At 67.3% G+C, this 20,968-nt stretch carries 21 protein-coding genes and 2 tRNA genes; 13 read left to right on the plus strand and 10 right to left on the minus strand.

The features are described from left to right. Positions 1-496: 496 nt before the first annotated feature. A tRNA-Arg gene (locus TF1_RS14345) sits at positions 497-572 on the minus strand. A 353-nt stretch (positions 573-925) separates the two neighbouring features. On the opposite strand from TF1_RS14345, the gene TF1_RS14350 reads away from it, so the two are divergent. Beyond that, positions 926-2,032 carry a M15 family metallopeptidase gene (locus TF1_RS14350; RefSeq protein WP_011290815.1) on the plus strand — a complete coding sequence of 369 codons (1,107 nt, stop codon included), beginning with the start codon at positions 926-928 and terminating at the stop codon, positions 2,030-2,032. 129 nt (positions 2,033-2,161) lie between these two features. Here TF1_RS14350 and TF1_RS14355 read toward each other — a convergent pair whose 3' ends face one another. Then, entirely contained in the window at positions 2,162-2,806 is a 645-nt protein-coding gene (locus tag TF1_RS14355) for an SAF domain-containing protein (RefSeq protein WP_011290816.1), read from the minus strand. Between the two features lie 267 nt (positions 2,807-3,073). Here TF1_RS14355 and TF1_RS14360 point away from each other — a divergent pair, with 267 nt between their 5' ends. Further along, positions 3,074-3,358, plus strand: a complete 285-nt coding sequence (locus TF1_RS14360; protein WP_011290817.1) for a DUF1540 domain-containing protein — start codon at positions 3,074-3,076, stop codon at positions 3,356-3,358. A gap of 182 nt (positions 3,359-3,540) precedes the next feature. Here the strand turns inward: TF1_RS14360 and TF1_RS16005 are convergent, their stop codons facing one another. Beyond that, the gene (locus TF1_RS16005) at positions 3,541-3,828 is read right to left on the minus strand and encodes an FmdB family zinc ribbon protein (protein ID WP_011290818.1); all 288 of its coding nucleotides are present in this window, start codon (positions 3,826-3,828) and stop codon (positions 3,541-3,543) included. Positions 3,829-4,011: 183 nt separating this feature from the next. After that, the gene (locus tag TF1_RS14365) at positions 4,012-4,623 is read right to left on the minus strand and encodes a 5-formyltetrahydrofolate cyclo-ligase (protein ID WP_016188142.1); all 612 of its coding nucleotides are present in this window, start codon (positions 4,621-4,623) and stop codon (positions 4,012-4,014) included. A 117-nt stretch (positions 4,624-4,740) separates the two neighbouring features. Here TF1_RS14365 and galU point away from each other — a divergent pair, with 117 nt between their 5' ends. The 9 genes from galU (at position 4,741) to TF1_RS14410 (ending at position 11,721) form a co-directional block, all read left to right on the plus strand. After that, positions 4,741-5,670, plus strand: a complete 930-nt coding sequence (galU, locus tag TF1_RS14370; protein WP_011290820.1) for a UTP--glucose-1-phosphate uridylyltransferase GalU — start codon at positions 4,741-4,743, stop codon at positions 5,668-5,670. Between the two features lie 36 nt (positions 5,671-5,706). Continuing rightward, entirely contained in the window at positions 5,707-6,939 is a 1,233-nt protein-coding gene (gene glp / locus TF1_RS14375) for a molybdotransferase-like divisome protein Glp (RefSeq protein WP_011290821.1), read from the plus strand. A gap of 43 nt (positions 6,940-6,982) precedes the next feature. Beyond that, positions 6,983-7,471 carry a cyclic pyranopterin monophosphate synthase MoaC gene (gene moaC / locus TF1_RS14380; protein ID WP_011290822.1) on the plus strand — a complete coding sequence of 163 codons (489 nt, stop codon included), beginning with the start codon at positions 6,983-6,985 and terminating at the stop codon, positions 7,469-7,471. Continuing rightward, on the plus strand, positions 7,468-7,971 hold the full coding sequence (locus TF1_RS14385) for a MogA/MoaB family molybdenum cofactor biosynthesis protein (protein WP_011290823.1): 504 nt from the start codon (positions 7,468-7,470) through the stop codon (positions 7,969-7,971). The genes moaC and TF1_RS14385 overlap by 4 nt, the downstream gene beginning before the upstream one ends. Before the next feature lie 95 nt (positions 7,972-8,066). After that, entirely contained in the window at positions 8,067-8,732 is a 666-nt protein-coding gene (locus TF1_RS14390; RefSeq protein WP_011290824.1) for a GNAT family N-acetyltransferase, read from the plus strand. Positions 8,733-9,202: 470 nt separating this feature from the next. Continuing rightward, positions 9,203-9,778, plus strand: coding sequence for a divisome protein SepX/GlpR (sepX, locus tag TF1_RS14395; protein ID WP_011290825.1), 576 nt, complete (start codon positions 9,203-9,205; stop codon positions 9,776-9,778). A 197-nt stretch (positions 9,779-9,975) separates the two neighbouring features. Continuing rightward, a tRNA-Ala gene (locus tag TF1_RS14400) sits at positions 9,976-10,049 on the plus strand. Between the two features lie 600 nt (positions 10,050-10,649). Further along, positions 10,650-10,865 carry a hypothetical protein gene (locus TF1_RS14405; RefSeq protein ID WP_011290826.1) on the plus strand — a complete coding sequence of 72 codons (216 nt, stop codon included), beginning with the start codon at positions 10,650-10,652 and terminating at the stop codon, positions 10,863-10,865. A 349-nt stretch (positions 10,866-11,214) separates the two neighbouring features. Beyond that, positions 11,215-11,721 carry a hypothetical protein gene (locus TF1_RS14410; RefSeq protein WP_011290827.1) on the plus strand — a complete coding sequence of 169 codons (507 nt, stop codon included), beginning with the start codon at positions 11,215-11,217 and terminating at the stop codon, positions 11,719-11,721. 16 nt (positions 11,722-11,737) lie between these two features. On the opposite strand, the gene TF1_RS14415 is transcribed toward TF1_RS14410, so the two are convergent. Beyond that, positions 11,738-12,055, minus strand: coding sequence for a sec-independent translocase (locus tag TF1_RS14415; RefSeq protein ID WP_011290828.1), 318 nt, complete (start codon positions 12,053-12,055; stop codon positions 11,738-11,740). Positions 12,056-12,099: 44 nt separating this feature from the next. Beyond that, on the minus strand, positions 12,100-12,900 hold the full coding sequence (locus tag TF1_RS14420) for a phosphatase PAP2 family protein (RefSeq protein WP_011290829.1): 801 nt from the start codon (positions 12,898-12,900) through the stop codon (positions 12,100-12,102). Between the two features lie 221 nt (positions 12,901-13,121). On the opposite strand from TF1_RS14420, the gene TF1_RS14425 reads away from it, so the two are divergent. Continuing rightward, positions 13,122-14,060: an ion transporter gene (locus TF1_RS14425; protein ID WP_011290830.1), complete on the plus strand. Its 939-nt coding sequence runs from the start codon at positions 13,122-13,124 to the stop codon at positions 14,058-14,060. Here TF1_RS14425 and TF1_RS14430 read toward each other — a convergent pair. Continuing rightward, complete coding sequence (locus TF1_RS14430) at positions 14,057-14,260, minus strand: cold-shock protein (protein ID WP_011290831.1); 204 nt, start codon at positions 14,258-14,260, stop codon at positions 14,057-14,059. The genes TF1_RS14425 and TF1_RS14430 overlap by 4 nt on opposite strands. Positions 14,261-14,582: 322 nt before the next feature. Further along, positions 14,583-16,400 carry a dolichyl-phosphate-mannose--protein mannosyltransferase gene (locus TF1_RS14435; RefSeq protein WP_061783980.1) on the minus strand — a complete coding sequence of 606 codons (1,818 nt, stop codon included), beginning with the start codon at positions 16,398-16,400 and terminating at the stop codon, positions 14,583-14,585. A 347-nt stretch (positions 16,401-16,747) separates the two neighbouring features. Here TF1_RS14435 and rsmI point away from each other — a divergent pair, with 347 nt between their 5' ends. Continuing rightward, on the plus strand, positions 16,748-17,617 hold the full coding sequence (rsmI, locus tag TF1_RS14440) for a 16S rRNA (cytidine(1402)-2'-O)-methyltransferase (protein WP_016188147.1): 870 nt from the start codon (positions 16,748-16,750) through the stop codon (positions 17,615-17,617). A 71-nt stretch (positions 17,618-17,688) separates the two neighbouring features. Here the strand turns inward: rsmI and secD are convergent, their stop codons facing one another. Both secD and TF1_RS14450 read right to left on the minus strand, forming a co-directional pair. After that, complete coding sequence (gene secD / locus TF1_RS14445; RefSeq protein WP_011290834.1) at positions 17,689-20,424, minus strand: protein translocase subunit SecD; 2,736 nt, start codon at positions 20,422-20,424, stop codon at positions 17,689-17,691. A 72-nt stretch (positions 20,425-20,496) separates the two neighbouring features. Then, the gene (locus TF1_RS14450) at positions 20,497-20,883 is read right to left on the minus strand and encodes a hypothetical protein (RefSeq protein WP_011290835.1); all 387 of its coding nucleotides are present in this window, start codon (positions 20,881-20,883) and stop codon (positions 20,497-20,499) included. Between the last annotated feature and the right edge of the window lie 85 nt (positions 20,884-20,968).

The following is a 20,968-nucleotide window of genomic DNA, read 5'->3' on the forward strand; positions in this document are numbered from 1 at the left end:
GGGGAATATCCGGGTTTTGAGGGCGGATTCCTAGGTGTTCTGCAAAGGTCCCGGCAATCAATGAGGCTACCCAGACAGTGGTCGAAAAGTAACCGGATCGACGGAAAACTTTTTCGCTGAGACAGCCTCGGAGCTGCGAAGATGCGCGGAAAGCCGTGTCAGTAAACGGTTTTCGCTTTGAGAATTAAATTTCTCGGAGTCTAGTGGGTGGAAGGCGATAGGAAGGAGATTTGCTCCATAAAAGAGCGATGTGTGGATTGTGTGGTTTTTTAGATTTGTGCTGTCTGTTGGAAGAATCCAGAAATATAGATGTCTAGAGGATTTGTGCGATTTTTGGAGAATGGGGGAGCTGGCGGCCGCAGTAGCGTGAGGAACACCACGCGGAACCCGCCTATGGAATCCCTCACGGAGTCACGGGCGCGTGGGACGGACAGAGAGCACCCCGGATACACCAAGCGCCACACCCGAGCGGAAGGGCTCCGGATGTGGCGCAGACTGGCGGCCCCAGCAGGATTCGAACCTGCGACACCCGCTTTAGGAGAGCGGTGCTCTGTCCCCTGAGCTATGAGGCCGGACACTTCTAGAGTAACGGAACCGGCGAGCGGATGCGGCGGGTGACAGGGAAGGGGCAAGCAGGGCTAATCGTTGAGTAATCTTCGTATCGATCAGGTTGTCATGACTGCCAGGTGATGTCTGCCACACGCTGTGGCGGAGTGGCGTCCCTGAGACGAGTGTGCCTGGGGCGGATCCGCGTCGCGCCCCCGAACGCATCTCTGAGCAGCACAATGTCGGGCTCGTGCTCTACTCGCAAACAGGGGCACCCGACCGTGCGGACTGTCGCTGCGACGCCATGACCTGGACGGTCTGGGAGTATGGTGCGACCCGGTCACGCGAACCAGCAGAGCCAAGGCAGCGGAGGAGCCACGTGCCGTTCGTTCTCGATGCCGGGCGGAGTCGTTGCCGCGCGACGAGGAACGGGACACCGTCCGTCTCGAACGGCAGATCCCGGTCGCGGACTGTGGTGACCGCGGTGTTCACCCTCATCCTCATGCTGGTGAACCTCGTGGCGCTGCCGTCCGCCTACGCCGACAACGAAGAACTGGAATCCCTCAGGGAGGAAGCCGAACAGGCCAGGGAGGAGCTGGAGCAGGCCACCGAGGAGTACACCAAGCGGCAAGAGGCGCTCGAAGAAGCGCAGGACGAACTGGTCAAGACGCTGCATGAACTGCAGCAGATCGAGGGCCGGATCGCAGACATGCGGGTCCCCCTCGTCGAACTCGCCATCACGCTCTACAAACAGCCCGACGTCGGAGTGCTGGGTTTCTTGGCGTCCGATTCGGTGGAGAGCGACCTGCGCGCCGAGTCGCACGTCATGAAACTCTCCTACGACCAGGAGCAGCTCCTCGACGAGGCGAATGCGCTCCGCGACGAGCAGATCGAACTGACCGGCCGAGCACAGGAACTCCAGTCGCAGACCCAGTTGGAGCGGGTGGAGCTCGAAGACGAGCTGGAGAAGCTGCGGAAGAAGTCGGAAGAGAGCACGGAAGCGCTGACGAAGAAACTCGAGGACCTGGGGCTTTCTGTCGACGCCTACATGGCCGGGGTGGAGTGCGACCCCAGTGCTGCCCAGAAGGCGATAGGCGCCCCCAACGGGCTGCTGCCCAGCGACTCCCTGTGCGAGCTGCACGTCGAAGGCCACTACCTGCGTGCCGACGCCGCCGTGGACTTCCTGCGCATGAACCAGGCCTACGCCCAGGAGTTCGGCACCGACATGTGCGTGACCAGCTCCTACCGGGACCTGCAGAACCAGCACCGCGTCTACGCCCAGCAGCCGCCGGGGTACGCGGCAGTGCCGGGAACAAGCAACCACGGCCTCGGCTTGGCGGTCGACTTGTGCGGCGGCGTGCAGAACCAGGGGTCGCCCCAGTTCAACTGGTTGGAAGCACACGCTGGCGAATACAACTGGTTCCACCCGGCGTGGGCCTACTCCAATCCTTTCGAACCCTGGCACTGGGAGTACGACCCCTCCTAGCAGGACAGCCCGCGACACGGTGACGGCGGCCCCGCTACGGCAGGCTGCCGTCACCGTGTTCCGCCTGATCAGCCGCGGGCAGACGGCACGAGCAGCCGAGGCGACGCGGGGCAGCAGACAGCCACCGCCTCATCCGCGGATCGCAATCGACAGCCGGTCGGCAGCGTGCCCGGCGAGCGCTTGCGCCTCCTCGTCGGTGACCGCGAGCACGATGAGAGTCCCCAGGCTGTGCGCGGCATCGTCTTCGGCGACCACGGTGATCACCGGCCGGTCCCGCACAATCCTGCGGGCCGTGTCCGGTCCGGGGTAGTCGACCACCGGCGGGTCGCCAGCAGCGGCAAGCACGTCGATACGGCTGCCTGGACGCAGCAGCGCGGCCGCCCCGGGGTCGGCAAGGCGCACGGGAGCCGCCACCAGGTCGGCGCCGTACCCGGCGGCGGGCGGATCCGCCAGCCGCACCTCGGTGAGGATCTCCCCGGCACGCACCGGTGAGCGCAGTGCCCTCCCCGCCACGGGATCACCTGGGGCCAGCGCCCCGTCAGGGACGACAGCGGCGGGGATGCTGCGGGCCACCGTGTCCGCGTCGGTCAGCGGGACGAGCCCGGACAGGTCATGGGCGGCGACCAGCACTTCCACGGCAGGCGGGGCAGGGGGACGGAGCACCAGCAGTGCCCCGGCCGCGGCCAGCGCAGCGGCTGTTGCGGCCAAGAGTCGGCGCCAGCGGTGCCAACGTGCCCAGAACGGGCGGCGGGCAGTGGTGGAGAAGAGCTTCATGGCCGACCACGCTAGGTGGCCCGCTACGGCGCGACGCAAGGTTTCCACAGGCAGAAGTTCCGTGGAAACCCCCGGAGTCCGGAAAACGACCGCGGGCCCCGGCGAGTCCGCACCCCGGGACCGGCGCTCCTCTCCGGACAGCAGGTTTTCGCCAACCGGCGATCAAGACTTCGTCGAAAGCTGGATGTGCAAAGCGTAATCACCCGATATCAGGACAGGATGTCTGGGCGAGCTCTGATGCGTCGTCGAAGCTCCGGGGGGATTGCGATGAAAATGCCCGTGGTGAACTCGTGTGAGGCGGAGGCCTGCGCCTACAACACTGACAGCACCTGCCGCGCACTGGCGATCACTGTGGGGAATCAGCCCAGTGCATACTGCGACACTTTTCTGCCGATCCAGGCCAAGGGAGGCGACCCCAGCACGGTCGGCCACGTGGGAGCTTGCAAGATGGCCAACTGCCAGCACAACGTCCAGTTCGAATGCCAGGCCCCGGCCATCAACATCGGTTTCGACGCCAACCAGGCAGACTGCCTCACCTACGCGCCCGCCTAAACCCAGTTCCTGGACGGGCACACTCCCGGCCAGGAACCGTCATCGCGAGGCTGCCGTTCTGTCCCAGTCCAGGAACACAGTGGGCACTGCCCGCGTCCGGCTGTCCTGATCCACGGTGAGGGCCGCTCCCGGCACGGAGCGGCCCTCAGTGACGAGGTGCGGAGTGCGTATCGGCGCGAGGGTCAGGCGGCGGAAGTGGTTTTGCTGGAGTCGCTGGACGACGAAGCAGAGCCCGAAGAGGAGGAGTCGGCCTTGGCGCTGCTCGAGGACGACGACAGCGAGGAGCTGGAGCTCGACGCGTTGTCAGTGCGGTAGAAACCCGACCCCTTGAACACGATGCCGACCGCCGAGTACACCTTGCGGAGCTTGCCCTGGCACTTGGGGCAGGTGGTCAGCGGATCGTCGCTGAAGCTCTGCACAACCTCAAGATCGGCGCCGCATTCGGTGCAAGCGTACTGGTACGTAGGCACGGGCCCTCCTAGCTGGCACTCTCACCCGACGACTGCTAAATAGTACGCTGTCTGACCATGTGATCGTGACAACGGGGGATGAACCGCGGTGGTCAGAGGCGTTCCTCCGCGGCCCCTAGGCGGTATCCGCCGCGCACCCGCTGCGCCAGGTGAGGACTCAGACAGTTTGTCTGAGTGGTGACTTTATCGGTGATGTGTCCACACTATGCCGCGTCCCGGAGTCACGACTGCCCGGACGGGTCGGTCATGCGGTTCTACCGGCACCGCATCCACCAGCTCGTCGTCGTAGACCACGGCCAGTGACAGCGTCTGCTCTCCCGCAGCCGCCAGCACCCGGTCGTAGCAGCCCGCACCACGGCCCAGCCGGTATCCCGCACGGTCTGCTGCCAGCGCCGGGCAGACCAGAACCCGGGCTTCGGCGACCGCATCCGCCCCCAACCGCGTCCCGGTCGGTTCGAGCAGGCCATGCCCGGCAGGGGCGAGCGACTCCGGCCCGGTGTAGACCGCCCAGTCCAAGTCCCCGCTGGGGGTGACGATCGGCAGGAGCACGCGGTGCCCGCGCGCCGCGAGGGCAGCCACCAGGGAACGGGTGTCCGGTTCGCTGCCCACCGCGTAGTAGGCCGCCACCGTGGGGGAGCCGGTGGCCGCGCACAATTCCAGCACCGCGTCGCGGATCCGCAGCCCGGCCGCGGCCCGCTCCTGTGCGGAACGCGCGCGCCGCGCCGCAAGGATGCGGCGCCGCAGCTCGCGTTTGCTCTGCCCCGTGTCCATGGACACCCAGTCTGCCAGCGGCACGGGACCGCACCGGCAGCATCCCGAGGCCGACAAGACGGGTGGGGCGGCAGAAAAGGGGAAACGCCGTCAAGTGCGGATGACGCGTTTCAGACGCGGCAGTGTCTTATCGTGCGGAACATGACAGATGAACAGCACTCTGTAACTCCGGTGACCAAAGCGGTCATTCCCGTGGCAGGACTGGGGACGAGATTCCTCCCCGCCACTAAGTCCACGCCCAAAGAGATGCTGCCGATCGTCGACAAGCCGGCGATCCAGTACGTAGTGGAGGAGGCGGTCTCCGCCGGGCTCAACGACATCCTCATGATCACCGGGCGCAACAAGCGTTCCATCGAGGACCACTTCGACCGGGCCTACGAACTGGAGGAGGCCCTCCGCGCCAAAGGTGACATCGAACGGCTCAACGCGGTGCGCCACCCCAGTGACCTCGCCCAACTGCACTACGTGCGGCAAGGGGAACCGCGCGGCCTGGGGCACGCGGTGCTGTGCGGCGCCGCCCACGTGGGCAACGAGCCGTTCGCGGTCCTGCTCGGCGACGACCTCATCGGCGCGCGGGAAACCCTGCTGCAGCGGATGATCGAGGTCCGCCAGACCTACGGGGGCAGCGTCATCGCCCTGATGGAGGTGGAACCCGACCAGGTCTCGCTGTACGGGTGCGCCGCGATCGAACCCACCGACGAGCCCGACGTCGTGACCGTCACCGACCTCGTCGAGAAGCCTCCGGCGGACCAGGCGCCCAGCCGCTGGGCGATCATCGGCCGCTACATCTGCGACCCGGAGATCTTCGAAGTGCTGCGCAAGACCCCGCCGGGACGCGGCGGGGAGATCCAGTTGACCGACGCGCTCCGGGAACTCGCCCAGCGCAGCTCCAATGGGGGAGGAAGGGTCCACGGTGTGCTTTTCCGCGGTCAACGCTTCGATACCGGGAACAAGCTTGACTACCTTCGCACCGTGGTGGAGTTCGCCTGTGAGAGTCCGGATCTTGCCAAGGAGTTCGTGCCGTGGCTGCGTGACTTCCTGACGAGGTATGCGACAGACTCCACCAGGTAACCGAACGAAACGATCACGATCCGGCGGGGGAAGTCGATGAAAAGCGTCGAACAGCACGTCAGCGACATCCTGGCGGTAGTGTCCCGACCCGATCCGATCGAGTTGGACCTGCTGCGGGCACACGGGGCGGTACTCGCTGAACCGGTAACGGCGGAGCTCTCGCTTCCCCCGTTCGACAATTCCGCCATGGACGGCTATGCGGTTTGCGCTGCCGACGTGGCCACGGCTACTCCGCAGACCCCGGTGACGCTGCCTGTCATCGCGGACATCCCCGCGGGGGACGTGTTCGCCTCAGCCATCCCCGTCGGGTGTTGTGCCCGCATCATGACCGGGGCGGCGCTGCCGAAGGGCGCGGACGCGGTGGTGCCGGTCGAGTGGACTGACGCGGGTGTGGCCGAGGTGGCCGTGCACCGTGCAGTCGAGGCCGGGCACGCGGTCCGCCAGGCGGGAAGCGACGTGAAGGAAGGCACCGAGGTGCTTCCCGCCGGGGTCCGGATCGGGCCGGCGGAGGTGGCGGTGCTGGCCGCGGTCGGCCGCCGTTCGGTGTCGGTCTACCCGCGGCCCCGGGTGGTGGTCCTCGGCACCGGTGAAGAGCTGGTCGAACCGGGCCGGCCGCTCAGCCCCGGCCAGATCTGGGAGTCCAACAGCTTCATGCTCACCGCGGCCGCTATCGAGGCGGGATGCGAGGGCTACCGGTACGGGTTCGTGGGCGACGACCCGGACCAGGTGTTCGAGGCGATCCAGGACGCCCTGGTGCGGGCCGACATCGTCATCACCAGCGGCGGGGTCAGCATGGGCGCCCACGACGCGGTCAAAGAGGTGCTGTCGCGGCTCGGCACGGTCCAGTTCGACAAGGTGGCGGTGCAGCCGGGGATGCCGCAGGGGTACGGCACTGTGGGGGAGAGCAGCATCCCCATCATCGCGCTGCCGGGAAACCCGGTGAGCTCCTATGTCTCCTTCTACCTGTTCGTGCTGCCCGCGCTGCGGAAGATGAGCGGCCTGCCCCAGGAGCAGCTTCCGTCGGTCCGGGCCCGGCTGCTCGCTCCTATCACGTCCTCGCCCCGCGGCAGGCGCTCCTATCTGCGCGCGGTCCTCGACTACGACATCGAGAGCGAAGAGGTCGCCTACACGGCGCTGCCCGTGGCCCAGCAGGGGTCGCACCAATTGTCCGCGCTGGCGAAGACCAACGCGCTCGTCGTCGTGCCGGAGCAGGTCACGGAACTCCCGGAAGGCAGTGTCGTCGAGGCGATCCAGTTGCCCCACCGGTAAGCTTCGCCACGGTATCCCCACCCAAGAGAACACTGGCCGCCGCATGTCCCACCCATCGACTCCTGGTTTTCCCCACCTGGACGCCTCCGGCGCGGCACGCATGGTTGACGTGTCCGGCAAGGAGGTCACGGCCCGCTCCGCTGTCGCCACCGGCCGGGTACTGCTGTCGCCTGCCGCGGTGGCCGCGCTGCGGGAAGGCGCGGTACCGAAAGGCGACGCGCTGGCCGTGGCCCGGATCGCCGGGATCCAGGGGGCCAAGCGCACCCCCGACCTGGTCCCGCTGTGCCATCCGATCGCGATCCACGGGGTGGATGTCGCGCTGACCGTGGTGGACCGCGGCGTCGACATCAGGGCGACGGTCCGCACCGCGGACCGCACAGGGGTGGAGATGGAGGCGCTGACCTGTGTGATGACGGCGGCACTGGCGTTGATCGACATGGTCAAGGCCCTCGACCCGGAAGCGGTGGTGACCGACGTGCGGGTCGAGGAGAAGACCGGAGGGAAAACCGGCCAGTGGAGACGGTCGGGATGACTGCGGCGGCCCCCCGTGCCGTGGTCATCACTGTCTCGGATCGGGCTGCGGCAGGGGAGTACCCGGACCGGTCCGGCCCGTTGCTGGTCGAGCTCGCCGCGCAGGCGGGGTGTGTGGTGGACGGCCCGCGGGTGGTGCCTGACGGTCTGCCGGTCGCCGAGGCGCTGCGCCGCGCACTGGCCGAAGGCTACGATGTGGCACTGACTACCGGGGGCACCGGCTTGGCGCCACGCGACCGCACCCCGGAGGCGACCCGGCCGCTCTTGGAGTACGAGATCCCCGGGCTGGCTGAGGCGCTGCGTGCAGCGGGGCGCGACAAGGGTGTCCCGACGGCGGTGCTCTCCCGCGGACTGGCGGGGGTGGCCCGGCGCGGCGGGCATCGCATGCTCGTGGTCAATCTGCCGGGCTCGGTGGGCGGGGTGCGTGACGGTATGGCGGTGCTCGGCCCGATCCTCGGCCACGCGGTCGCTCAGCTCCGGGGCGGTGACCACCACGCATAGCCCGGGGTAGAGAGAAGCCCTGTCGCGTCTTCCCGCCTTGGGACGCGGCGGAGGATGATGGACTCTGTCGGGTGGTGCGAGGAACGGTGAGACGGATGCGTGGTTGGCCGGTGTCGTTAGCGGAGGGGAAGGTTGTCCTGCGTCCGCTCCGGCTGCGTGATGCTCCGGCGCTGCGCGAGACCCGGGCCCGCAACAGTGAATGGCTGCGCCCGTGGGAGCCCACCCATCCAGAACTTCCGCCGCAGAGTGACAGCCTGCTCGCCTATGTGGCCATGGTGCAGTCCATCCGCCGGGAGGCCCGGCAGGGGATCGCGATGCCGTGGGCTATCACCTGGGAGGGCCGGTTCATCGGCCAGATCACGGTGGGGGCGATCACGTGGGGGTCGGCGCGGTCTGCGCAGATCGGCTATTGGATTGACCGCGACTATGCCGGGCGGGGTGTGATGCCTACCGCAGTCGCGTTGGCGGTCGACCATGCCTTTTTCACGGTGGGGCTGCACCGCGTCGAGGCTAATATCCGCCCGGAGAACCACAAAAGCCGGCGGGTCGTGGAGAAACTCGGCTTTCGTGAGGAAGGGCTCCGTAAGCGTCAGTTGCATATTGACGGTGAGTGGCGCGATCATCTCTGTTACGCCCTTACCGTCGAGGACGTTCCGGGCGGTTTGCTCGCTCGGTGGAGGAAGGTGCGAGAACAGCGGGGCGATACCGTTTCGGAGAAGACGCGCGGAGCGTCACCAGGCCGTCCCGACCGCCCTCACTGAACCCCCTGGGGTGGGGCGAAACGGACGAGGGTGAAAGAGAAGCGACGTTCCCGGAATGGGAAAACGGAGCGTGTGAATTCCGGGCGTGGTGACCAACCGTTTGCTACTCTCCGTATCTGTTGGGAGGCTTTCTGTCCTGTCGTCTTTGACCAGCGATTTCCGTGATGGGAGCATGGTTCGGAGATAGGGGACAAGAATAGATCTCACGACACTCCGGTTCCAATACCGCACATTCCTGGACACCGGGTCGTACGGTGCGAAGAAGACGCATCAGTGATGCGGACAGTGTGGTGTATATGCGGTGTGTGGGGGACGGCAGGATGACGACGGGCAGAACGGCTCCCAAGGGGGCCTCGTCGTTGCCTGCGGGCCGCCCGTTTATGGGGTGAGCCACCCATGGACCCGGCACCGGAGGGCACGCGGAGGCAACGCCAAGCGGCGTTCACGGATCGGCGACACGAGGAGGGGCAGTGAGTAGCTCTCCTCTCTACCTGGCCATCGTGGCCGTGTGGATCCTGGTCCTCGTGCCGATGCTGCTGCGCCGCGACGCCGCGGACCCGGATGCCGAAGGACTGCGCCGCGACTTGGTCGATGAGGAGCTGTCCGAGGCTTCCGGCGGTGAGGGGGAAGCCGAGGACGAGGAGGACACCGAGCCGGACGCCGAGCACGCCGCTCGGGCTGAGCCGCCGCCCGTCGCTCCCCGGCCGTACCGGGTCAGCCGGGCGCGGATCATCGCGCGTCGCCGTCGCCGTACCGCTGCTCTGGCGCTGCTGCTGGTCGGCACGGGGATTGCGGTGGCGGCGGGGTTGGGCCCGTGGTGGGTGCTGGTCCCTCCGGTTCTGCTCATGGCGGGACACGTGGTGCTGCTGCGTGAGGCGGCCAAGGCGGACGCGGAGCGGCGGGCTGCCATGATGGCGCGTCGCCGGGCCCGGCAGCGGGCGCGGCGTTCCGCGGAAGCCGCCCGCCGGGCCCGGGTTGTGGAGTTGAAACGCAACCAGGTCTACGACCAGTACACCGATGCGCAGCGTCGGGCGGCGGGGGACTGAGGCAGCAAGCGGAGCCGGGAGGCGGTAGTGGCCGTGCCCGGTGGCGGGTCTTGGCTCGTCTGGGGCAGGGTACGCTGGTGAGTGGTCGGGCCCGAGTCCTAACCCTGGGCCGGGGAAGGAGCGGTCTGGTCGAAGCAGCGTTCCAAAGCTGGTAATCTCTTATACGTACGTGACGTGCTCACGTGACGTACAAGCAAGGGGCTATAGCGCAGTCCGGTAGCGCACCTCGTTCGCATCGAGGGGGTCAGGGGTTCAAATCCCCTTAGCTCCACAGCAGATCCCGTTCCACCGCTGGGTGGGGCGGGATCTTTCTTTTTCCGCCGCGCCGCAGCAGGGTGTGGGCATTGTCTCAACAGGCGCGCCAGTGGGGGAATGCGCTTGTCCACAGCCTGGGGAAACAGTGTGGAATTCGCTGTGGTGAGCAGGGCGTAGAGAGCTGCGGCGGACGGCAAAGGGGAAAGGTTGCGGATAGCGAGAACATCACCGAAGTCCTGTACCGAAACCTCTGCTTTGTGCCTCTTTCGCAAAGGAAAGAGTTCCCTATTGGGAAAAATAGTTTCGGAACCGAAGTCTGCGACGGGTGCGGGGCACTGAGCACCTGTGCTGCGGGGCGGGTGACGCGGTCAGTAGTGCCCTTGCCACGTATCACTGCGACCACGTTCTGTGCACGCCGAGAAAGCATAGACCGCCGTTGACGTGGACTTTTCCGTGTTCTCTGCCGGGATGGCGGTGCAATGGCGAGTATGTCGGCGAAGAATCCCAATGGGGATGATGCGAAGAAAAGTGATCCTTCTGGGTATTGTGTATTTCGCACCTTATAGGCCATCTTGTGTCACGGGGATGGACGCAAGTAACAACCGAAGGGTGCATTGTGATCAAGAAGATTTGCGCAGTAGCCGCCTTGACGGCTGCGGTCATTTTCGGATCCGCTGGCACAGCGTCCGCTGACGCGCCCGGCACCGAGTTCCGAGGCTGGACCTGGTGGCTGGGCACCGAGGTTGTCGAGATCGTCGACGACGTGGCTGACGCTCTCGCCGACGGCGACGACGGCGTGGTGACCATCCTCCGCGGCTGGACGTGGTGGTAAACCCCACGCTTCTCTAGCTGTGACTCCGGCGCCCGGTGCCTTGGCACCGGGCGCCGGTTGTGTGGGAGCCCTGCACCACCATGCGGCTTCCTAACGGCAGTGACCGAACCCCGGAAACGGGAGACCGTAACCACGCTCCCCGCTGAAGAGAACACCGTGTCTTTACCCGCGGCGATGCCGTGGCCTGCCCCGAACACCGGTGGCTGAGGTTGCCCGCGGGTAACTGAGGATTGACTGTCACGTCCCCGGGTCATGTTTCCAGGCGAATTCTCGGCAGGAACCACCACGGACCGGGCGGCGCCCTGAACCGCCGTCCGCCTGCGGCGCGGCCAGAAACGGAAGGAGCGACGTGACAGACAGGCCGAAACAGTATGAGGAAGGCGGCTACTACCCCGCTGAAGACCCCTCACCCCGCGCCGAGGAATCCTCCGCCACCGAGTCCACGACCGTCCCCCACGAACCCGCCCCCGAGCCGGGACAGGAATTCCGCCGCACCACCCCCGCCCGGGTCAAAACCATCCGCCCGGAACGCCCCCAAGGCCGCTGGGGCCTGATCAGCGGAACCACGCTCTACGTGATGTGCTCGGCGGGCAGCGCCGACTACCTTCCGGTCAGCGTGCGGCTCACCGGCCACGTCCTCTTCTGGCTGGCGTTGGGCATCGCCCTGCTCATCACCCTCTACCGGGAACGGCTCTACGACTGGGATCCCGCGCCCCGGTGGCCGTGGGCAGCCGCGCTCATCTGCGGCACGCTCGCCGTGGAAGTGCTTGCCGCGGCGGTGAGCTCCCTCACCGTCATCATCGGCTCCGCGGTGGTGCTGTCCGTGGTCGTGCTCATCCTGCTCATGGTGGGCTGAGCAGCAGCGCACGAGGTCAGGTCGCTTCGTTGTCGAACGGCGGGCGGCGGCCGTTCAACCGGGCCGACACGCTCAGCGACGACTCCTCCTCATCGACCGCTTCCCAGAAGTGCTTCTGCACGAACCGCTTCGGGTGGAGGTCGGCAACGTCGAAGTCCTTGTACTCGGGGCCCAAACCTTCGCGGATGTCCCGCTTCGCGTTGTCGGCCATCTTCCGGAGCTGCCGCAGCGCGCGCCCGGCCTGCGCCGCCGCTTTGGGAAGCTGGTCGGGGCCGAAGATGAGGAGAGCGAGCACACTCAGGACGAGGAACTCACCAGCCCCGATGTTGAACATGCCTCTTCCTCCACAGACCCCATACGGACCGACCTGGTAGCAGACTAACCGCTTCCTGGGGGTTCGTCCGCCATGACCTGGCTCATGGCGTGCTGGTGCGGGGGAGCCGCGCGGTCGGGGGTGCGCGCCTCCAGCACCAGCAGCGCCACCAGCAGCACTACGGCGCCCAGCAGCCAGCCCGCCACAGATTCACTGAGCCAGTGGTAGTCCAGCACGGTCACCAGCACGCCCACGGCCGCCACGGGAAGCAGGGAGCAGCCCAACGCGTACCGCAGCCGCCGCGCGTGCGGGAACACTCCGTTGGCGCCGAACAGCAGCCAGGCCGCTAACGGGTAGGTGAGCGCCGCGTTCGCCGCATGCCCGGAAGGAAACGACACATACCCGTCGAATGGGGGCGCGCCAGGGACGAGCAGGGCGTACACCCAGGCCGCGATGTTGCCCGCACCCGGGGAGACGGTGTCCACTTCAAGCACCGGGGGAGTGCGGCCCACCCCCACCTTCAATAGCGTGCCCAGCACCGCCAGCGACCCGAGACCGGTCAGCACCGCCCCCAGGGGGCGCCATCCGCGTCCCCGCCGCATCGCCCATATCGCCAACCCGACCAGCAGCGGGATGGTTATCAGCCGCTGTCCCAACCGGGCCGTGGCGACCGCGGCCCACAGCAGCGGCCCTTCCGGCTGGCGCGGGTCGACGAACGCGTGGACCGGCCAGTCCAGTGCTGTCACCGGGCCCCCGACGATCACCTGCCAGGTGACCGCGGTGAGCGCGCCCGCCGCCACGGCCAGCCACCCCGCGAGTAGGCGGGGAGCAGGTGCTTTCGGAAGAACAGCCCGGTGCGACGTCACTACTCCTCCCGGGGATCGTTGCAGCGCAGCTCAGCTTAGAGCCCGCTCCCGACGCGCATCGGGCAATCGCGTGACCGGGCGGCGAACCTTACTGGACAGTCCGTTTCCCGCCACGGAACGCAATGGGACGATTATGAACATTGGGTGGCTTGCCGACGCTTGGCGGCGACCCGTTAGTGTGGCCCAGCGGATTGTGTACACAGCCAAGGACGGGGGTCTAGGTGGCGAACTGGGCGTGGCGGGACACATTGGCCCGGTTCGTCGACTCTCAGTGGTTCCAGAACCTGGTCGTCGCGGTGATCCTGGCCAACGGGGTTGTCCTCGGGCTGGAGACCTACGAGGACAGATTCGTGTGGCTGGACCGCAACTGGATGCTGATCGAGGGCTGCTTTCTCACCTTCTTCGTCCTGGAGCTGACCCTCAGAATCCTTGCGCGCGGTGTCGTGTTCTTCCGGGACGTCTGGAACTGGTTCGACCTGGTCGTCGTCGGCATCTCCCTGATCCCGCTCGCCGGCGGGTTCGCGGTGCTGCGCCTCGTGCGGGTGCTGCGCCTGCTCCGTCTCGTCAGCGTGCTCCCCAGCCTGCGGTACATCGTCGACGCGCTCTTCCGGTCGGTGCCCGGGCTCGGCACGGTGATCGCGCTGCTCTTCGTCGTCATGTACACCGCGGCGATCATGGGCGAGCAGCTCTTCGGAGAGATCTCCCCCCAGTACTTCGGAAACCTGGGGACCACTCTCTACACCCTGTTCATGCTGCTGACCATGGAGAACTGGCCGGACATCTCCGACTCGGTGATCGAGGACGCCCCGTACGCGTGGATTTTCTTCGTCAGCTACATCGTGGTCAGCGCCTTCATCGTGCTCAACCTCATCATCGGTGTGATCGTGACCACGATGGAGGAGGAGGTCAGCGCCCCCCGCTGGGCAGAGGACCAGGAGATCGAACTGCACCAGCACGAACAGGTCATGCTCCGCTTGGAGCAGCTCAGCGACCAGGTCGCGGTGCTGTCCGCCCAGTTACGGGCCCTCGGCGTCGCCGTGGAGGAAGTCTCCAACTTCCGTGTGCTCCCACTGGAGAGCACACGGCATGAAAAACGGCCCTCCGCCAAACGAGGGCGAAGGACCAGAAGAAAAAACAGGCGACGTCGGCGGAGCGCTTAGAGCGCGCGCACGTCAGCAGCCTGGGGGCCCTTGGGGCCTGGAACGATCTCGAACTCGACTGCCTGGTTTTCTTCCAGGTTCCGGAAGCCGGTACCCGCGATCGCCGAGTAGTGCACGAACACGTCCGGGCCGCCGCCGTCCACGGCGATGAACCCGAAACCCTTCTCAGAGTTGAACCACTTCACGGTGCCCTGAGCCATCTGCTCTCCCTATGGGACTACAACGGGACCGCACCCTGCTGGCCCCGGGTTGCTGAGCGCCCGTCCCCGGGAGTAGCTACCCAACCGACTAGCGCCCGCGTAAGTTCCGCGGACGCCTAGGGCATCCGAAACTACGACCGCAACCGCTTTAGACAGTATCAGCCATGCCCCGAAACGGGCAGACTTTCCGACCGCGATTTCCGCGGAAAGACCGCTTTTTACAAGGTGTCTTTTCTAACACGCGCACGACGCGGATTCTGTGGTAAAGCGAAGGCCGGGAGCGCCCCGGTCTGCAGCGCGCCCCCGGCCTTCCGCGGCACGCTCAGTTGCCGCCGCTGCCGTAGATCCAGGTGGGGAACCACATCCGGTCCGCCCACTCCGTGTACGGGATCGTCTCCGCGCTCAACACCGGGTACAGGTAGGTGAAGTTCGCGATGATCAGCAGCATGACCACGCCGTAGATGACGCTGCCCACCACCCGGGACCACGGGGAAGTTCCGGGACGGTCCCCCGGCGACCCCAGCATCAGCCCCAGCATCAGCACGATGGCCAGCACCAGGAACGGCAGGAACGGCAGCGCGTAGAAGAGGAACATGGTGCGCTGCGGGAACGCGAACCACGGCAGCCACCCGGCGGCCACCCCCAGCAGCGCGGCACCGGCCCGCCAGTCCCGGTAGGTCACCCACCAGCCGAGCATCACCCCGCAGGCCAGGATGGACAGCCACCAGATCGCCGGGGTGCCGATGCTCAGGATGGCGTCCGAGCACGCCGTCGCCCCGCAGTCGGTGCCTTCCCCGTCGTAGTAGAACGCCACCGGGACCCGCATGATGATCCAGTCCCACGGCTGGGAGGCGAAGTCGTGCGGCTCCCCCAGGTCCTTGTGGAAGCTCCACATCCGCCAGTGGTAGTGACCCAGGCTGATCAGCGCGTTCGCGGCCTCGCGCAGCGGACCGGGCAGGAAGCCGGTGTAGGACTGGACTTCGGGGGTCAGGTCCGCCCACTGGCGGCCCCAGCCGCCGCTCGTCGCCAGCCAGCCGCTCCACGTCGCCAGGTAGACGACGAAGGCGGTGCCCACCATCTGGAAGAACGCGGGGATTGCGTCGTAGCCCAGCCAACGCCCCCACACCCGGCGCTGTCCCACGCTGCGCCGCGCCCCGTAGTCCCACGCGACGGTGAGCAGGCCGAACGCGGCAAGGTAGAACAGCGCGGTCCACTTCGTACCGCATGCGAGCCCCAGGCACACCCCGGCAGCGATCCGCCACCAGCGCACTCCCAGCCAGCGGACCGCGGCCTCTTCGGGAGAGCGGGCCTGTTCGGCGCGGGCGGCCGCGGCAGCAGCCCACCGCTCCCGCAGCCCCGGCTGGGCGTGTTTGCCTGTCTGCTCGTCGGACTCGGCCGCAGTCTGGGACGGCGCCAAGGCGCGGGCCGCGTCCGCGACTACCGTCCACCACCACGCGGTGAACGCGTTGACCGTGGCACGCCCCGCTTCGGTGGCTTCCGCCAGCCGGGCCCGCGTGCGGTCCCGGTCGATCACCAGGCAGCCGAACCCCGCCAGGATCCAGAACGTCAAGAAGATGTCGACCATGGCGATGCGGCTCAGGGTGAAGTGCAGCCCGTCCAACGCCATGATCAGCCCGGCGGACGCCCCCAGCACGATCGAACGGGTCATGCGCTGCGTGATCCGCACCAGCAGCAGCACCGACAGCGTGCCGAACACTGCTGCCGCGAACCGCCACCCGGTCGGGGTGAACGTCGCCCCGACCGGCAGCAGCCCCCACACAGTGTCGCCGAGGGCGATCAGCCATTTGCCGAACGGCGGGTGCACCACGAAGTCCCCGCCGCCGGCGAAGATGTGGGAGACGCCGTTCCGCAGCAGCTCGTCGGCGTTCTCTACGGTTTCGTGCTCGTAGCCATACTCGCGTAGCCCGTAGGCGTCTTTGGCGTAGTAGGTCTCGTCGAAGTAGATCTGGGCGGGTTCACCGAGGCGGATGAACCGGAGCGCCCCGGCGAACGCGGCGACGACGAGGGCGACAACCCAGCCCAGCCAGGCGGGGGAGGGCAGGGCGGGCACCAGCCGCTCACGCAGCGACTGGGACTCAGGCGAGGGAGAAACCTTGTCCTGTAGGGCTGTGGTGCTCATGCGCTTGGTAGGCGAGTACGTCCCTGCGGCGCTCGCACGCCTAGGAAAGACGCCGACTCCTTTCCGTCGACCCGGTGGCGGGTATTGTTCGCCACCCACCGGACCCCGCACCCGTTCGACGAACGGAGCCGAGGGTCACCCTGGTGGACATGGGGCGGCACATACCGTCACGCCAGATTGCGCAATGTCCTGACATGGTGTCGGAAAGTCACGGTGGGAGGGGTGGGCGTCCCGTCACCGTTCGAAACGACAGTGCCGTCCCGGTCATACTAGAGCCAAAGAGGCATGAAGAGCAGGGGTCGGTGCGCGCTCGAACCAACCTCTAACCAACCGTGGACGGAGAACCAGTGGCCGACCAGCAGAGCAGCACCCGGCCAGGCACGCTCACCCTCGCCGGCCTGCCGATCGGGCACCGCGACGACACCACCCCCCGACTGCGCGCGGCATTGGAGAACGCCGAGATCATCGCCGCCGAGGACACGCGGCGGCTGCGCCAGTTCGCCGCCCGTATCGGGGTGCGTCCCGGCGGGGAACGCGGCGCCCGCATCGTCTCCTACTACGACGCCAACGAACGGGAGCGGGCCGCGGAACTCCTCGCCGACCTCCAAGCCGGGCACGACGTGCTTCTCGTCACCGACGCGGGCATGCCCGGCGTCTCCGATCCCGGATACCGCCTGATCACCGCCTGTGTGGACGCCGGCGTGCCGATGACCGTGATCCCCGGCCCTTCCGCGGTGACCGCCGCCCTGGTGCTGTCCGGCCTGCCCACCGACCGGTTCTGCTTCGAAGGGTTCCCGCCCCGCAAAGGACTGGCCGCCTACCTCGCAGGGCTCGCCGATGAGCGCCGCACCATGGTCTTCTTCGAAGCCCCGCACCGGCTGGCCGCCACCCTGACCGCTATGGCTGACGCGTTCGGCCCGGACCGTCCGGCTGCGGTCTGCCGGGAGCTCACCAAAACCTACGAGGAGGTCCGCCGGGGCGGGCTCGCGGAACTCGCCGAATGGGCGGCCGAACACGCCCGCGGCGAGATCACCCTCGTCGTCCGCGGCGCGGAGCGCACCACCCCGCAGGCCACCCCGGAGGCGTTGGTGGCTGCCGTGGCCGCCCGAGAAGACCAGGGCGTTCCCCGCAAACAGGCCATCCAGCAGGTCGCTCAAGAGTACGGGGTGCCGAAACGCGAGGTGTACAACGCGGTCCACCGCACCCCCAGCGACTGACCCGCACATGCCGACGGGGGCGCGGCCCGCACCGGACCACGCCCCCGCCCAGGGAGGTTCCGACCGTTCGGCTACACGACGGCGCCGTCGGTCCGCTCCCGGATCGCACGCTGCTGCTTGCGCTGCTTGGTCTTGCGCTCCTTGACCTCGTGCGGCGGCGGTGTCCGGTCGAACCGCTGCAACCAGATCGCCAGCGGCACCGCCACAAACACCGTGGAGAAGATGCCGGAGATCAAACCGACCAGCATCGCGATCGAGAAGTCGGTGAGCGACGAACCGCCGAGCACCGCCAGCGCGGCCAGGATGAACAGGCCGCCGATACCCGAGTTCACGGTCCGCGGCAGCGTGTGCAGGACCGACGAGTTCGCGATTTCGCGGAAGTCGCCCTTCGGCTTGTGCGCCCACTCGTCGCGCACCCGGTCGAACACCACCACCGAGTCGTTCACCGAGAAACCGATGATGCTCAGCAGCGCGGCGAGGAACACGCCGTCGATCGGCTTACCCAGCCACACGAACAGGCCGATCACCAGGATGATGTCGAAGGCCAGCGCCAGCATGGTCGCCAAGCCGAACGACCAGCGGAACCGCCACGCCAGGTAGGCCATCTGCAGCACCAGCGCCACGATCAGCGCGATCAGCGCCTTGTTGCGCAGCTCGCTGCCCATGCTCGGGCCGATCTTCTCGTCGCTGGTCCGCTCGACCTCGCCGCCTTCCTCGGCGAGGGCATCCTGGATCTTCGCGGCCTCCTGGTCGGAGATGTGCCCGGTGCGCACGGAGATCTCGCCGCCCTCGACCTCCTGGACCACCGCGTTCGCGTAGCCCGCGCCCGCGACAAGCTCCCGCGCCTGGTCGGCGTTGAGCTCCTCGGTGACGGAGAAGGTCATCACCCGGCCGCCGGTGAACTCCACACCCAGGTTGGGGGAGCGCACCGCGAAGCCGAGCAGCGCCAGCACGGTGACGACACCGGTGATGCCCAGCCACAGCGTGCTGCGCTTCATCAGGTCCGGGTTGTGCTCCACCAGCCACTTGCGGACCGCGCTGATGTGGGCGATACCGCTGCTCCGCGGGAACTTCCGCACGATCAGCGGAATGATCGCCACGGAGACCGCGAGCACACCCAGCGCGCCGGAGACGAGCAGCAGCACGTTGTCGACACGCAGCCCGTCGGACAGCACCGCCACCAGGCCCACGACCACGGCCGCGGCACCGATCAGCCACAGCCGGCGCAGCGGAGTGAAGCGGGACACCGTCCACTCCATGAGCACGCGGGCGATGAGGAGCGCCGAGATCATCGACGCGATCGTGCCCAGGCCCAGGGTCACACCGAAGCCCTGGACGGTACCGGAGGCGAGGAAGAACAGCAGGACCGCAGCGATGAGCGTGGTGATGTTGGTGTCCAGCACCGCGCTCCACGCCCGCTGCGAACCGACCGTGAACGACTTGAGCAGGTTCGGCGGGATCGCGCGGCGGCGACGGCGGGTTACCACGCCGGCAGCCGCCTCGTCCTGCTCCTTTTCGGTGGCGTCCAGCATGCCCGCGGACTTGTTGGCCTGGTAGACCTTCTCCTGCCGCTGATACTCCTCGCGGGTCCGCTCGAAGATCAGCACGTTGGCGTCGATCGCCATACCGATGGACAGGACGAAACCGGCCAGACCCGGCAGGGTGAGCGTGGCACCCAGCGCCACCAGCGCCGCGTAGGCGATGACCGTGTAGCACAGCAGCGCCACCGAGGCGAGGAAGCCCGCGAACCGGTAGGAGATGCTGATGTAGATCGCGGTCAGCGCGATACCGATGAGACCGGCGATGAAGCTGGCCTTGATGGCCTCGGCACCCAGGGTCGGGCCGACCGTCTGCCGCTGCACTTCTTCCACGGGCAGCGGCAGGGAACCGCCTTCGATCAGCAGGGCCAGCTCTTTGGCCTCTTCAGCGTCGAACCCGCCGGTGATCGAGGTGCGGCCACCGGACATGCCGACGTTGCAAGCCACATCGTTCGCGTCCACCTCGGGCGCGGAGATGATCTCGTTGTCGAGGACGATCGCGATACGCCGCCGCGGGTCGCCGGGCGAGTGGCAGGCAGCCTCACCGGTCAGCTTCTTCCAGGCTTCCCGGCCAGCACCCTTGAACTCGACGTTGACCAGCCACTCGGTCTGCAGCTCGTTGAGCGTGGCCTCAGCCCGGTCCACCTGGTCGCCGGTGAGCGCGGGCTTGCCCAACTGGAGCAGGGTGCCGGACTCGTCGGGCAGGGTCAGCGCGATGTCCTCCGGGTCGACGGCCTCGGCTTCTTCCCCGGACTCGGTGGACTCTTCCGAGCCTTCCTCGTCTTCGGCCGGGCTCTCCTCCTCCTGCGCCTCGGAGTCGGAGGCTTCCGCGCTGTTGTCAGCTGGGGCGTTGCGGAAGTCGCCGAACATCCCGCCGCCCGTGGTGCCGATGCTCTGGTCCACGCCCAGCACCGGGTGGATGGTCAACTGGGCGGTCTGCCCCAGCACTTCGGCGGCCTCGGTGGGGTCTTGCACACCGGGGAGTTCGACGATGATCCGGTTCTCCCCGGAGCGCGAGAGGGTGGCTTCGCTGACCCCGAGCGAGTCGATGCGGTTGCGCAGCACCTCGACGACGAGGTCAGTGTTGGACGCGTTGGCCTTGGTGCCGTCCTCGGCGTCCCGGGTTTCCAAGACGATCTGGGTGCCGCCGCTCAGGTCGAGCCCGAGCTTCGGCTTCAGGAACCAGCCGGCAGTGAACGCGCCGGCCATGATGAGCAGGGATATGAGCGCGCGGAGCCAGCGCGCCCCCGATCCCGGTGAACTAGTCAAGACGGATTACCTTTCACGACGTTAAAGGGGGTTGGGGGACAAAGCAGCGCATCGGTGCGCTGTCGTGGATGCTCAACTGAGCGCCGTGAAAGGCGGGGCTCGTCCCCACGGCAGGTCCACGTGGGTGTCGGGCAGCAGGCCGGGGCCGCTCGTCCGCGGGGAGAACCGCCACGCGTCACCCGGCGCGGGCACCGCGACCGGGAACGGCACGTACCCGTCGGGCAGGTCGCGCGGGGGTGCGCTCTGCTTGCGCTGCCCGTAGGCCAGCACTAAAGCGATGGTCGTGGAGTTCGTCGCGGGTTTGACCACCGCGTGCGGCCACGGTTTGGCGGTGGCGACCACCGTGGACGGCGTGGGCTCGGGCCGGGGCGGCGGCTCCTGCTGCTCCGTGAGGGACTGCCCGAACGCCAGCAGCACGGCCAGAAGCACGGCCAAGACACGGGAGACCGTGGTGACCACCTTCTTCCAGTGCGCAGCGAACGGACAGTGAGATTACGGACACACACCTTATCTGTGTGTCAGAAGAAAAGAGATGGGCAGTCGA

Source organism: Thermobifida fusca NBRC 14071 = JCM 3263 (assembly GCF_001592045.1).
Lineage (GTDB): Bacteria > Actinomycetota > Actinomycetes > Streptosporangiales > Streptosporangiaceae > Thermobifida > Thermobifida fusca.